Source organism: Amycolatopsis sp. NPDC005961 (assembly GCF_040629235.1).
GTDB lineage: Bacteria > Actinomycetota > Actinomycetes > Mycobacteriales > Pseudonocardiaceae > Amycolatopsis > Amycolatopsis camponoti.
Genome location: NZ_JBEXVF010000004.1, coordinates 152,285 through 165,118, shown reverse-complemented (window position 1 = coordinate 165,118; position 12,834 = coordinate 152,285). Strand labels below are relative to the sequence as shown.

At 71.5% G+C, this 12,834-nt stretch carries 18 protein-coding genes; 15 read left to right on the top strand and 3 right to left on the bottom strand.

Annotation, left to right across the window (positions count from 1 at the left end; translation table 11 throughout):
• Positions 1-85: 85 nt before the first annotated feature.
• The 10 genes from ABZ342_RS05565 (at position 86) to ABZ342_RS05520 (ending at position 6,139) form a co-directional block, all read left to right on the top strand.
• Positions 86-985 (top strand): DUF2993 domain-containing protein, encoded by a 900-nt coding sequence (locus ABZ342_RS05565; RefSeq protein WP_360469023.1) that lies wholly within the window; start codon positions 86-88, stop codon positions 983-985.
• Between the two features lie 10 nt (positions 986-995).
• On the top strand, positions 996-1,436 hold the full coding sequence (locus ABZ342_RS05560) for a thioredoxin family protein (protein WP_360469020.1): 441 nt from the start codon (positions 996-998) through the stop codon (positions 1,434-1,436).
• Between the two features lie 7 nt (positions 1,437-1,443).
• Positions 1,444-1,617, top strand: coding sequence for a putative leader peptide (locus ABZ342_RS05555; RefSeq protein ID WP_360469017.1), 174 nt, complete (start codon positions 1,444-1,446; stop codon positions 1,615-1,617).
• A gap of 83 nt (positions 1,618-1,700) precedes the next feature.
• Positions 1,701-2,135 carry a DUF4395 domain-containing protein gene (locus tag ABZ342_RS05550; protein WP_360469014.1) on the top strand — a complete coding sequence of 145 codons (435 nt, stop codon included), beginning with the start codon at positions 1,701-1,703 and terminating at the stop codon, positions 2,133-2,135.
• 30 nt (positions 2,136-2,165) lie between these two features.
• Positions 2,166-3,002 (top strand): sulfurtransferase, encoded by an 837-nt coding sequence (locus tag ABZ342_RS05545; protein WP_360469011.1) that lies wholly within the window; start codon positions 2,166-2,168, stop codon positions 3,000-3,002.
• Positions 3,002-3,313, top strand: a complete 312-nt coding sequence (locus ABZ342_RS05540) for a DUF1416 domain-containing protein (RefSeq protein WP_196425779.1) — start codon at positions 3,002-3,004, stop codon at positions 3,311-3,313. The genes ABZ342_RS05545 and ABZ342_RS05540 overlap by 1 nt, the downstream gene beginning before the upstream one ends.
• 250 nt (positions 3,314-3,563) lie before the next feature.
• The gene (locus ABZ342_RS05535) at positions 3,564-4,178 is read left to right on the top strand and encodes an FABP family protein (RefSeq protein ID WP_155547985.1); all 615 of its coding nucleotides are present in this window, start codon (positions 3,564-3,566) and stop codon (positions 4,176-4,178) included.
• A gap of 4 nt (positions 4,179-4,182) precedes the next feature.
• A complete protein-coding gene (locus ABZ342_RS05530) occupies positions 4,183-4,779 on the top strand; it encodes an allophanate hydrolase subunit 1 (RefSeq protein WP_360469007.1) in 597 nt (198 codons plus the stop codon).
• Complete coding sequence (locus ABZ342_RS05525; RefSeq protein WP_360469004.1) at positions 4,776-5,621, top strand: biotin-dependent carboxyltransferase family protein; 846 nt, start codon at positions 4,776-4,778, stop codon at positions 5,619-5,621. The genes ABZ342_RS05530 and ABZ342_RS05525 overlap by 4 nt, the downstream gene beginning before the upstream one ends.
• A gap of 98 nt (positions 5,622-5,719) precedes the next feature.
• Complete coding sequence (locus ABZ342_RS05520; RefSeq protein ID WP_196425780.1) at positions 5,720-6,139, top strand: hypothetical protein; 420 nt, start codon at positions 5,720-5,722, stop codon at positions 6,137-6,139.
• Here ABZ342_RS05520 and ABZ342_RS05515 read toward each other — a convergent pair.
• The gene (locus tag ABZ342_RS05515; protein WP_360469002.1) at positions 6,118-6,966 is read right to left on the bottom strand and encodes an aminodeoxychorismate lyase; all 849 of its coding nucleotides are present in this window, start codon (positions 6,964-6,966) and stop codon (positions 6,118-6,120) included. The two genes, ABZ342_RS05520 and ABZ342_RS05515, sit on opposite strands and share 22 nt — an antisense overlap.
• Before the next feature lie 31 nt (positions 6,967-6,997).
• Here ABZ342_RS05515 and ABZ342_RS05510 point away from each other — a divergent pair, with 31 nt between their 5' ends.
• The 3 genes from ABZ342_RS05510 to ABZ342_RS05500 are packed head-to-tail and all read left to right on the top strand — an operon-like array spanning position 6,998 to position 9,670.
• A complete protein-coding gene (locus ABZ342_RS05510) occupies positions 6,998-8,128 on the top strand; it encodes a folate-binding protein (protein WP_360468999.1) in 1,131 nt (376 codons plus the stop codon).
• Positions 8,129-8,177: 49 nt separating this feature from the next.
• Entirely contained in the window at positions 8,178-8,741 is a 564-nt protein-coding gene (locus tag ABZ342_RS05505) for an aerial mycelium formation protein (RefSeq protein WP_155547990.1), read from the top strand.
• Entirely contained in the window at positions 8,738-9,670 is a 933-nt protein-coding gene (locus tag ABZ342_RS05500; RefSeq protein WP_360468997.1) for an asparaginase, read from the top strand. Before ABZ342_RS05505 ends, ABZ342_RS05500 begins: the two co-directional genes overlap by 4 nt.
• A 60-nt stretch (positions 9,671-9,730) precedes the next feature.
• Here the strand turns inward: ABZ342_RS05500 and ABZ342_RS05495 are convergent, their stop codons facing one another.
• On the bottom strand, positions 9,731-10,627 hold the full coding sequence (locus ABZ342_RS05495) for a hypothetical protein (protein ID WP_360468994.1): 897 nt from the start codon (positions 10,625-10,627) through the stop codon (positions 9,731-9,733).
• A 207-nt stretch (positions 10,628-10,834) separates the two neighbouring features.
• On the opposite strand from ABZ342_RS05495, the gene ABZ342_RS05490 reads away from it, so the two are divergent.
• Positions 10,835-11,026, top strand: coding sequence for a DUF3073 domain-containing protein (locus ABZ342_RS05490; protein ID WP_155547992.1), 192 nt, complete (start codon positions 10,835-10,837; stop codon positions 11,024-11,026).
• A gap of 119 nt (positions 11,027-11,145) precedes the next feature.
• Positions 11,146-12,000, top strand: coding sequence for a 3-hydroxybutyryl-CoA dehydrogenase (locus tag ABZ342_RS05485; RefSeq protein WP_196425782.1), 855 nt, complete (start codon positions 11,146-11,148; stop codon positions 11,998-12,000).
• On the opposite strand, the gene ABZ342_RS05480 is transcribed toward ABZ342_RS05485, so the two are convergent.
• Positions 11,991-12,824, bottom strand: coding sequence for an ECF transporter S component (locus ABZ342_RS05480; protein ID WP_360468990.1), 834 nt, complete (start codon positions 12,822-12,824; stop codon positions 11,991-11,993). The genes ABZ342_RS05485 and ABZ342_RS05480 overlap by 10 nt on opposite strands.
• Positions 12,825-12,834 lie beyond the last annotated feature (10 nt).

The following is a 12,834-nucleotide window of genomic DNA, read 5'->3' as shown; positions in this document are numbered from 1 at the left end:
CTCGACCGCCCGGCACCTAACCCTTGCTGGATCGATCACACCTGGAGAAACTCCGGTGGACCCGACGAACAGGAGTACGGACGCGATGGTGAGCAGGCCCGTGACCCGGGACGACCGACCCGCACCGAGGCCGGACGCGCGGCGCCGCGGACGCCGGGCACGGCGCTGGGTGATCGCTCTCGTCGTGCTGGTGCTGCTGCTGGTCGGCGCCGACTTCGGCGCCGCGGCCTTCGCCGAGCACACGATCTCCCAGAAGGCGCGGACGCAGCTCCAGCTGACCGACGACCCCTCGGTGACGATCCACGGCTTCCCGTTCCTCACGCAGGCGCTGGGCGGTGACTACAGTCACATCAGCGTGTCTGCGGCCGGTGTCCCCGTCGGCGACAAGCTCCAGGACGTCGCGCTCAATGCCGAGCTCGAGGACGTCACCGCGCCGCTGTCGGACCTCACGAGCGGCAACACGAAGGCGATCAAGATCGGCAAGCTGACCGGCGCCGTCACCATCAAGGCCGCCGACCTGGCGCGCGTCTCGCCGCTGGACAAGATCAAGGACCTGCGGATCGAGCCGGCGACCACGGACTACGTCGAGAACGGCGACAGCGGGCAGAGCGAGCCGACGCCGACTCCGACGACCACCACCGAGGGCCAGGCCGACCAGGACCAGTCGAGCACCGGTGTCCGCATTTCGGGACACCTTTCGTTCGCGGGCAAGGATCTGGAAATCTTCTGCTTCGCGATGATCGAGGCCGACGCGAAGGGCGGGGCGATCAGGTTCATCCCCAAGCGGCTGCAGTTCGGGAATGACCAGGAGACCACCATCGTTCCGTCAGCGGTGCAGAAAGCACTGATGCCGAACTTCAGCGCGTCGATCAACACCAAGGACCTGCCGCTGTCGGTCACCCCGACCGGCGTGCGGGTGCAGAGCGGGTCGGTGACGATCAAGGGCGAGGCGACCGATGTGTCGTTCGCGGAGCTGAGCAAGTAGGAGGCGACCGGTGACGGGGCTGTGGGTGCTCGTGGCGGTGCTGGTGGCCGGGCTCGCGGTCGGCGCGCTGCTGAAGGCCCGCAACGGCCGCGTGCGCGTGGCCAAGCCCGAAGCCGAGGTTCCGGCCCGCGCGCTGCCCGGCCCCGTCACCGACGTCCTCGACCCGGCGTCCGCCGTGACGCTGGTCCAGATCTCCACCACCTTCTGCGCGCCGTGCCGGCACGCGAAGGCCGTGCTCGAGCCGCTGGCCGAGCGGACCGACGGCCTGCACCACGTCGAGCTCGACGTGACGAACCAGCCCGAGGTCGCGCAGTCCCTCTCCGTGCTGCGGACGCCGACCACGATCGCGCTGACCCCGGACGGCCGGGAGCTGCTGCGCGTCGGCGGCGTCCCCAAGGGCCCCGAGCTGCTGGACGCGCTGAGGCCTCATCTCACGACCCGGACGCCCTGACCAGGCCGTGTCCCACGCGTCGGGAATCGTCCCAAGGTATGAACGTGGTTCCCACCCTGAGGGAGCTCTGGGTACCCTCGCACCCGTGACCGGGCTGAACACCTTCTTGACGCAGCGACGCGCAGTGGACCTCTGCCGCGTCCGCAGCAGCCTGTGTCGCACCCACTCCGACCGGCGCTGAAGCACGTCCGGTTTCACCCCAGCCTTGATGTCGCTGAAGCGTGCCGTTCGCACGCACCCCCCTCTGCTCCAGCTGGAGGAACCATGTCCGCCGGACCGGCCGTCGACCCGCGGGGCCCGCGCTTCGCCGCCATCCTGACCACGATCGTGCTCGCGGTCGTCCTGGTCACCCAGTGGTGGCCGTTGCTGGCGATCCAGACCGTCGTGTTCGCCATCGGCGCGTTCGTCGGGCTGAAGCCGGCGCCTTACTCGATCGTGTACCGCACGCTCGTCGCCCCGCGCCTCGGCCCGACCGACGAGCGGGAGGACGCGGCGCCGCTGCGGTTCGCCCAGGCCGTCGGGTTCGTGTTCGCGCTCGTCGGCACGATCGGGTTCGCGCTCGACCTCACCCCGCTCGGCATCGTCGCGACGGCGTTCGCGCTCTTCGCGGCCTTCCTCAACGCGGCCTTCGACTTCTGCCTCGGCTGCGAAATGTTCTTGCTGATCAAACGCTTCAGTCCCGCCCGCGCGTCGTCCTGAAGTCCAACCCAGAAAGAGAGTTCTGTTCTCATGAGCCGTGAAGATGTCCTGGTCACCACCCAGTGGGCCGAGGAGAACCTGGACACCCCCGGCGTCGTGTTCGCCGAGGTCGACGAGGACACCACCGCGTACGACGGAGGCCACATCCGGGGCGCGGTGAAGTTCGACTGGCGCAAGGACCTGCAGGACGGGGTGCGCCGCGACTTCGTCTCCAAGGAGGGCTTCGAGAAGCTCCTGTCGGAGAAGGGCATCTCGAACGACGACCGCGTGATCCTCTACGGCGGCAACAACAACTGGTTCGCCGCCTACGCGTACTGGTACTTCAAGCTCTACGGCCACGAGAACGTCCAGCTGCTCGACGGCGGGCGCAAGAAGTGGGAGCTCGACGGCCGTGAGCTGAGCTCCGACGAGGTCAAGCGCGACACCACCGACTACAAGGCCAAGGACCAGGACCTCTCCCTGCGCGCGTTCCGCGACGAGGTCGTCCAGTCCATCGGCGCGAAGAACTTCGTCGACGTCCGGTCGCCGGACGAGTTCTCCGGCAAGCTGCTCGCCCCGGCGCACCTGCCGCAGGAGCAGTCCCAGGTCCCCGGCCACATCCCGGGCGCGCTGAACGTGCCGTGGGCGAAGGTGGCCAACGAGGACGGCACCTTCAAGACCGAGGCCGAGATCGACGAGCTCTACAAGGAGCAGGGCATCGACGCGAGCAAGGGCACCATCGCCTACTGCCGCATCGGCGAGCGTTCGTCCATCGCGTGGTTCGCGCTCCACGAGCTGCTCGGCCACGAGGACGTGAAGAACTACGACGGTTCGTGGACGGAATACGGCTCGCTGGTCGGCGTGCCGGTCGAGTTGGGAGCGAAGTGATGGCGGTCGACGACAGCTGCGGCGCACCGGTCCAGGAGGCCACGCCGGCGGACTACGACACCAAGGGCCAGGTCGTGCTCGCGGGCAAGGTGACGGGCGCGGACGGCCCGGTCGGCGGCGCGTTCGTCCGCCTCCTCGACGGCGGCGGCGACTTCACCGGCGAGGTGGTCTCCTCGGCCGACGGCGACTTCCGCTTCTACGCGGCCCCGGGCGAGTGGACGGTGCGCGCACTGCACCGCACCGGCAACGGCGAAGCATCCGTGACGGCGGAGGGTCCGGGCCTGCACCAGCTGGCCATCTCCGTCGCCTGACTCGCGTACTTCGTGAAGGCCACCTTGAGGAACTTTGAGTTCCTGGAGGTGGCCTTCACGGCTTTCCGGGGCCTGCTCGCGGTGACCGTGCTCACCGCGGCGACCCTGCACCGGGCCCGGTGGGCGGCGGCGGACTATCCTGCTGGGCGTGGAAGCTCTGTTTACGACTTTGCTGGTGCTGGCCGGCGTCGCGATCACCTGGTTCGCCGTGTACGTCGTCTACCGCCTGTACGCGGACCAGCGCTGACCGATGAGTGCCAGCGGCGACGACGCCATCGTGGCAGCGGAGATCCGCGCGGAAAGCACCCGCGCGCGCAACCTCCCGCTGTGGGACGACCTGCCCATCCCGAACGACACCGCGAACCTGCGTGAGGGGCCGGACCTCAACGAAGCCTGCCTCGCGCTGCTGCCGCTCGTCGGCGTCTGGCGCGGTGAGGGCGAGGTCGACTACCCGACCATCGAAGGCCCGCGCAAGTTCGCGCAGCAGCTGACGATCTCCCACGACGGCCGCCCGTTCCTCGTCCACGAGGCCCGCGCGTGGCTGCTGGACGACGACGGCAACGTCATCCGTCCCGCCGCCCGCGAGTCCGGGTTCTGGCGGCCGCAGGCGGACGACACGATCGAGCTGCTGCTCACCCACAACACCGGCATCGTCGAGCTGTACTACGGCAAGCCGCGCACCCAGACGTCCTGGGAGCTCGGCACCGACGCGGTGATCCGCACGGCCACGGCCAAGGACGTCACCGCGGCCCAGCGGCTGTACGGCCTCATCGAAGGCTCCCTCGGCTACGTCGAGGAGCGCGCGATGATGGGCCAGGAGATGCAGCCGCACACCTCGGCCCTGCTGCGTCGCGTCGTCGGCTGACGCCGTGCGCTGGCGGCGCTGTGGCGAGGACGCCGCCCTGCTCGACTGCGATTCGCTCGACCAGATGCGGGCGGCTCACGCCACGGTCCTCGCCGCGCGTCCCGGCGCCGTCGTCGACCTCGTGCCCGGCGCCCGCAGCCTGCTGGTCGTCGGCGGCGTGGCCGCCGTCAAAGAGCTGCTGGACGACGCCGACCTGACGCACCCACCGGCCGGCGAGCCCCGCGAAGTCACCCTCGACGTCCGCTACGACGGCGAGGACCTTTCCCTGATCGCCTCGGACGCCGGGGTCTCCGCGGACGCGGTCGCCGAGCTGCACACCCAGGCCGTCTACACCGTCGCGTTCACCGGGTTCGCGCCCGGATTCGGCTACCTGACCGGGCTTCCCCCGGAACTGCGGCAGCCGCGGCTCGAGTCCCCGCGCACCCGCGTCCCGGCCGGGTCGGTTGGGATCGCCGGTGAGTTCACCGGCGTCTACCCGCGGGCGTCCCCGGGTGGCTGGCGCTTGCTCGGGCACACTTCGGCAACGCTGTTCGACCCGCACGCCGACCCGCCCGCGCTGTTCGCGCCGGGTGACCGCGTCCGCTTCCGGGCCGTCCGATGAGGTCCGTCGAAGTCGTCGACCCCGGGCGGTACGCGCTGGTCGAGGACCTGGGCCGGCCCGGCTACGCGCACCTCGGCGTCGCCCCGTCCGGGGCGCTCGACACGGCGTCGCTGCGGCTGGCGAACCGCCTGGTGGGCAACTCCGAGGGGGCCGCCGGGATCGAAGCCCTGCTCGGCGGCCCGTCGGTGCGGTTCACGGCCTCGGCGACGGTCGCGGTGACCGGTCCGGCCGTCCCGGTTTCGGTCGACGGCCGGACCGTCGGGTCCCACGTGCCGGTGCCGGTGCGGGCCGGCCAGACGGTGTCGGTCGGCACGCCGGCGGCCGGCTTGCGCTGCTACCTGGCGGTTTCCGGCGGGATCGCGGTGGACGAGGTGCTGGGCAGCCGCTCGTCGGACGTCCTGTCGGGCATCGGCCCGGCGCCGCTTCGCGCCGGCGACGTGCTGCCCCTCGGCGAACCCGGGATCCCGGCGGGCGCGGACGTCGTCGTGCCGAGTCCCGCGCCGGCCGACCTGGTCGTCCCGGTGACGCTCGGCCCCCGCGACGACTGGCTCGACGACCCGGCCGGCGGGCTGTCGGCGTGGTGGACGGTCACGGCCGAGTCGAACCGCGTCGGCCTGCGCCTCGACGGGACGCCGTTGCGGCGGGCTATCGAAGGCGAACTGCCCAGCGAAGGCGTGGTCACCGGGGCGATCCAGGTGCCGCCGAGCGGGCTGCCGGTGGTGTTCCTCGCCGACCACCCGACCACCGGCGGCTACCCCGTCGCGGCCGTCGTCCGGGCCGGTGCGCTGAGCGCGCTCGCGCAGGCCCGGCCGGGCACCCGGGTGCGGTTCCGGATGTCCTGAAAGTCCTGTACCGCCACGCGAGTGAGACCCGGGTCACGCCGTGCACCCGTCCGCGTGAGAGCTGGAACCTTGTCGCGCCGCCGCCCGTCCTCATAGGCGTGGAGAAGGTGACGATCAGCGGTGGCACGGGTTTCCTGGACGTGAACGCGCGAGCGCGGGCGGAGCTGCCCCAGTCGCTGCGGATCGCGCTGGCCACCGGTCAGCTGCGCCGCCCGCTCGCCACCACGCTCGGCCCGGTCCTCGACCTGCTCGTCGACGGCGACTACCGCGTGAGCGGTCCCGAACGGCTGGCCGAGGACCAGCTGCTCACCCCCACCGACGTCTGGCCGCCGTCCGACGAGGCCCGCGTCGGCTACTACCGGACCGCCATCCGCACCGGCCACCGCCCGGTCGCGGTCGTGCTGGCCGACGGCGACCGCGAGCTGATCATCGACGGGCACCACAAGATCGCCGCCTACCGCGCCGAGGAGGTCGCGCCGGCGATCGTGCGGATCACTCAGGCGTATTCGCTCTCGTAGGCCGCCACCAGCTCGGCGTACCCGGCCGACGAATCCGGCAGCCGCTCGCCGTCCAGCGTGTGCACGCGGGTCAGCTTCCGCACGCTCGACGCCATGAAGACGCCGTCGCCCTCGACCAGGTCGCGGACGGTCAGCGGCTCCACCTTGACCGCCCAGCCCGCCTTCTCGGCCCCGCGGAACAGCGCGGCCTGCGTCGTGCCCGGCAGGATGCCGATGCTCGACGGCGGTGTGTAGAGCGTCCGGCCCTTCGCCAGCACCACGGTCGACGTCGGCCCTTCGAACACCGAGCCGTCGGCGGCGGTGAAAATCACATCTTCGGCGCCGCGGCGGCCGGCTTCGCGCACCGCGGCCATGTTGACGGCGTACGACAACGGCTTCGCGCCGAGCAGCAGCCAGGCCGCGCGCTCGGCGAGGTCCGGCGGGAAACCACGTTCGAGGGTGATCGCGGCGACGCCCTCGGCGCGGGCCCGCAAGATCGACGGCGAGACCTCCGAACCGAGCGCGAACCCGGTCGGGCCGGCGCCGGGGTCGCCGTCGGAACCCCTGGTGTACACCAGTTTCAACGCCATTTCGGCGCTGCCGGACCACCTTTCGAGCACCAGCGAAACGACCCGTTCCCACGCGCTCAGGTCGGGCTCGGGCAGGTCGAGCATGGCGGCCGAGCGGGCGAGCCGCTCGAGGTGCGGACGCAGTTCGCGGGGCTTGCCGTCGACGACGAGGATCGTCTCGAAGACGCCGTCGCCGCGCAGCAGACCGAGGTCGTCGACCTTGATCTGGGCGGCGTCGGGGTCGGCCGGGGTTCCGTCGAGGAAGACGAGCACGCGCATGCCGACACGGTACTCACCTAGGCTGGGCGGTATGCCGTACCGCTCGCCGCTGCTGGACGTGCCCGGATCCATCCCTCCGCCTGACGACCACCCGGAAGCCGGAGTGCCCTGGCACTGGGGAGACCCGTTCGCGGAGCAGCGCACGGCGTCGCGCGGCGTGGTCGTGATCGACCGGTCGCACCGCGAGGTCCTCGCCGTCTCCGGCGAAGAGCGGCTTTCGTGGCTGCACCTGGTGATCTCGCAGCACGTGACCGAGCTGGCCGAGGGAACCGGCACCGAGGCGCTGGTGCTCGACAGCCAGGGCCGCGTCGAGACGCACATGGTGGTCGCGCACCTCGACGGCACCGTCTACCTCGACACCGACCCGGGCACGAGCGTCACGAGCGCGCTGCCCAAGGGCGGTCCGCAGACGCTGCGCGAGTACCTCGAAGCCATGAAGTTCTGGTCCAAGGTGGACATCCGCGACGCGACCGACGAGCTGGCCCTGCTCACCGTGCTCGGCCCGGACGCCGAGCGCGTGCTGAGCGCGGCCGGCGCCGAGGTCGGCCCCGAGCCGTACGCGGTCGCGGCGTTGCCGGGTGGCGGCTTCGCGCGGCGGATGCCGTGGCCGGGCCGGTCGAGCGTCGACCTGGCGGTTCCGCGCGCGTCGCTGGTGGACTGGTGGAAGCGCCTCACCGACGCTGGGGCCCGCGCGGCCGGCAGCTGGGTGTTCGACGCGCTGCGCGTCGAGTCGCTGCGGCCGCGGCTGGGAGTGGACACCGACGACCGCACGATCCCGCACGAGGTGGGCTGGGTCGGCTCGGCCGCGCACGTCGCGAAGGGCTGCTACCGCGGCCAGGAGACGGTGTCGAAAGTCCACAACGTGGGACGTCCGCCGCGCAACCTGCTCCTGCTGCACCTGGACGGTTCGCCCGAGATCAGACCGGAAACCGGCGACCCGGTGCTGCTCGACGGCCGGACCGTCGGCCGGATCGGCACGGTGATCCAGCACCACGAGCTGGGACCGATCGCGTTGGCGCTGGTCAAGCGGTCTACTCCGGTGGGCGCCGAGCTGCTGGCGGGCTCGGAGGACAACCTCGTCCAGGCGGCGATCGACCCCGACTCCGTCCTGTCGGAGCAGCCCGCGCCGGGCCGCGCGGCGGCGGCGCAACTTCGTGGCTGAACGAAAGCCCCTGACAGCGAGATCACGCTCAACCGGGATAAACTGCGCTGTGATCGAAGTGCGGCCCGGCGGCAGGCGGCGGATCGACCGCGTGCTCGGCCCGGGGTACCTCAGCGGCCTGGGTGAACTGCCGCTGAAGGTGCTGCGCGAGCGGCGCGACGAAGCCGCGCAGGAAGAGACGGACCTGTCCTACCTGCGCCGTCTCCTGCACGCCCGGATCGACATCGTCCGCGCCGAGCAGGCGCGGCGCAGCTCCGGCGGCGAGTCGAGCATCGTCGACCAGCTGGCCACGATCCTGGCGGACAACGCGCTGGGCCCGGCCGCCGGTTCCGGACGTCACCAGCAGCTCGAGCCGTCGCGCGCCGGAGAGCACCGCCGGCACGCCGAGGCCCTGATCGGCGACACCGATCTCACCGACGTCGAGTCCCTGACGGACGAGAAGCTCGCCTCCGCTTTGGACACCTACGCCAGCGAAGAGCTGTCGGTGTCGTCCTTCCGGCGCGAGGTCCAGGGCGTGATGGACGCGTTCAACGCGGAGATCGCGAAGCGCTACCAGCAGGGTTCGGCCACTGTGGACGAGCTGCTGGAGAGCGAAGGCGGGCACGGCGAGTGACGAACCCCGTCCTCGCCGAAGTCGTCCGTTCCGGGTTCGTCGAAAGCGTCCACCGCGGCGCGCTCGTGATCACCGGCCCCGAAGGCGACGCGCGCCTGGCCCTCGGCGACGTGACTTCCCCGGTCTTCCCGCGCTCGTCCAACAAGCCGCTGCAGGCCGTCGGGATGCTGCGGTCCGGCCTGGACTTCACGGGCGAGGACCTGGCGCTGGCGTGCGCGTCGCACTCCGGCGAGCCCATGCACGTCAAGCGGGTCCTGGAGCTGCTGCAGGCCGCCGGGCTGCAGGAAGACGACCTCGCGTGCCCGCCCGACTTCCCGCTGCACGTGCCGAGCATGCGCGACGCCGCCGAGCCGCGGCGCGTGATGATGAACTGCTCGGGCAAGCACACGGCGATGCTGACGACGTGCGTGCGCGCCGGCTGGCCGACGTCCGGCTACGAGTCCCCGGACCACCCGCTCCAGCAGGCGATCGCGGCGGCCGTGTCCGACCTGACCGGCGAGCCGATCGCCCACACGGGTGTCGACGGCTGTGGCGCGCCGCTGTTCGCGTTTTCCCTGACGTCGCTGGCCCGGGCGTTCGGCCGCGTGGCCGTCGCGCCGGACGGGCCGGCGCAGGCGGTCGCCTCGGCGATGCGCGCGCACCCGTGGCTGGTGGCGGGCACCGGCCGCGAGGACACGGACCTGATGTCCGCCGTGGACGGTCTGGTGTCCAAGGGCGGCGCGGAGGGCGTCCACGCGTTCGCGCTCCCGGACGGGTTCGCGATGGCGGTGAAGATCGACGACGGCAACAAGCGGGCGTGCGCGCCGCTGGCCGTCGAGGCGCTGCGGTACCTGGGTGTGGACGTTTCGAGGCTCGACGGCTTGGCCCACGGCTCGGTGCTCGGCGGCGGCCGCCCGGTCGGCGAGGTGCGGGTGCCCGAGCTGCGCTGAGCAGCCCCCGTTTTCCACGCTACCGGCGGGCACCGACAGTTTTGGGAGCCCGGCGGGCGGCTAGTTCGAGCGTTCGCGGGACGCCAGGTCGCCCCAGAACTCGCGCAGGTCGGAGAACAGCTCGGCCAGCTCCTCGACGTTGCCGGAGCGCAGTGCGTCCAGGATGTCGTGGACCTCGTCGGCGGTGTTGTCGGCCTCCAGGATCGGGTCGGCGAACAGCTGCACCAGCCCGCCGTAGTCGAGCTCGACCACGGAGTCCGGGTGGAAGTTGTCCAGCCACCGCCGCGTCTCGAACAGCACGCGCCCCGGCCCGGAGTCGCCGAACGTCTGCTCCAGCAGCTCGCCGGCCTCGCGCGCCCGGTGCTGCGCGTCGGCGAGGGTGGCGCGCCAGGAGACCTCGCGCTCCGGGGCGTCGCGGCCGCCGCCGAGCACCAGCCGGCGCTCGTCGGGGTCGATCAGCACGAACCACGGCAGCGGGACGGTCCAGGTCGTCGACAGCGTGTGCGCCGCCGACGTGCTCAGGTCCGTCAGCGCCGACTTCGTCCGCGCGCGGATCGTCTCCTGGGTGAAGCCGCCCTCGTCGAGGACGACGTTCTTCAGCGCCGGGTGCGCGTCGCCGAGGAAGGTGACCAGCGCGGCGGCCGAGCGGGCCCGCAGCTCCAGCGGGCACACGAACGGCCCGTGCTCTTCCTTGCCCTCCGGCACGTCCTCGGCCGCGAGCACCAGGACGTCGGTCAGCAGGCTCGGTGCCGGACGCCCGTCGGCGAGCTCGGCGGGCAGCAGCCGCCGCGGCGCGGCGACCTGTGACTTGAGCCACATGGCCTGCTCGCGCGCCCCCGCGTCGGTGCGTCGCAGCTTGGCCGCCGCGACGGCCGCACGCAGCCGTTCGTCCGGCGGCTCGCCCAGGGCGAGCAGGGGCTCGTACACCCGCAAGTAGGCCACGAAGGGACGGAGCACGAGTAGATCGTGGCACGCCTACCTGCGTCGATCGCCACCGACCGGCCGGTAACCGGCGTCCGGCGGACACTGTCGCGACCGGCACACCGTGCCACGTCGCATCGAACCCCCCGGACACGGTACGGTGTGAGCAGGAAAGAATTGTCGAGACGATGCGGGGCCGCCGATTCCCCCGGCCGCCCCGCCCCTGTGCGAGGGGGTCGAGCCATGGGGCGCGGCCGGGCTAAGGCCAAGCAGACGAAGGTGGCGCGTGAGCTCAAGTACAGCTCGCACGAGACCGACTTCGATGCTTTGCAGCGCGAGCTGTCGACTGGTTCCTCTAGTGGTCACTACGAGGAAGCCGATAGCGATGATCAAGACGACCCGTACGACGACGGGTACGGCGAGTACCGTCGTTGAGCACGCGTAACCGCGCGAGGGCATAGCCGGACCACAAACTCCGGCGACCGCCCTCGCGCGCTGTGTGCTGCCCACGGTCCGCCGATGCGGGGCTGGGTAGCCGATGAAGGAGTGAGCCGGTGGTAAGTCGGGTTGGAGTCGTCGGAGCGGGCCTCATGGGGTCCGGTATCGCCGAGGTGCACGCCCGGTCCGGAGTGGACGTCGTGGTCACCGAGGTGAACCAGCCGGCACTCGACGCGGGCAAGGCCCGGATCGAGAAGTCGCTGCAACGCGGCGTCAAGAACGGCAAGCTCACCCCCGAGGACGCCGAGTCGGCGCTGAGCCGCCTCCGCTTCACGACGGACATCGCCGAGTTCGCCGACCGCGAACTGGTCATCGAGGCGATCCTCGAGCAGGAGCAGGCGAAGGTCGACGTCTTCCGCCAGCTCGACAAGATCGTCGAGGCGGAGGACGCGCTGTTCGCGTCCAACACGTCGTCGATCCCGATCATGAAGCTGGGCATGGCGACGAGCCGGCCGCAGCAGGTGGTCGGCATCCACTTCTTCAACCCGGTGCCGGTGCTGCCGCTGGTCGAGCTGGTGCCCTCGCTGCTGACCAGCGAGGAGACGGCCCGCCGCGCCGAGGAGCACGCGACGACGGCGCTGGGCAAGACCGTCATCCGTTCGCAGGACCGCGCCGGGTTCATCGTGAACTCGCTGCTGGTGCCGTACCTGCTCTCGGCGATCCGCATGATCGAATCGGGCTTCGCGTCGGCCGAGGACATCGACCGCGGCATGGAGCTGGGCACCGCCCACCCGATGGGCCCGCTGCGCCTGTCCGACCTGATCGGGCTGGACACGATCAAGGCCATCGCGGACTCGATGTACGCGGAGTTCAAGGAGCCGCTGTACTCGTCGCCGCCGCTGCTGCTGCGCATGGTGGACGCGGGCCTGCTGGGCAAGAAGAGCGGCCGCGGCTTCTACTCCTACGGCTGACCGAATCCCACGGGCGCGTCGAAGGCAGCCCGCCGGGCCGCGCGCCGCAGCACGGCTAGGACGGCCGGACCCAGCAGGACGATCGCGACGGCGTTGGTGATCGCGCGGCCGGTGTCCCAGCCGAGGGTCGAGGTCAGGACGGTGAACACCGCGAACCGGTGGAGGTTGTCGGCGAGCGGCGCACCGGGGACGAACCCGAGGCCCGCGGTGGCGCCGACGCTGGTTCCGGCGAGGAACGGCCATGACCAGAGGCTCATGAGGAGCCCGAAGAAGTAGGCGGCGAAGACGCCGTACGCCACGAGCATCGCGATTTCTGTCCTGCCGCGCGGTTTCCGTGGCAAGAGCCCGGCGCCGAGCCCGATGAGCGAGGACGCGAGCATCTGGAACGGCAGCCACGGCCCGACCCCGGCGGTGAGCAGCGCGCTGGTGAAGAGCGAAGTCGAGCCGAGCACGAACCCGAAGCCGGGCCCGAACACCCGCCCGGCGAGCACGAGCAGGAAGAACACGAGCTCGATACCCCCGGTCCCGGCCCCGAGCGGCCGCAGGCCGGCGTTGACCGCCGAAAGCACCCCGAGCAGGGCGAGCGCTTTGGCATCGATGCCCCCACGCGAGAGTTCCGCGAGGACGACGAGGATCAGCACCGGCAGGGTCGCCATGAAGACGAAAGGGGCATCGGCGGTGTGCGCGGCTTCGCTCGGCGCGGGGTGAGCGAAGAGGGGCCAGCAGAACATGGCGAGGCCGAGGACGGACGCGACGCCGAGGACCAGCGCGGGCCGGAGGGCGATCCGGACGGCGCGGGGCGGCGGGCCGAGGAATTCGCTCATGCCGCAACCA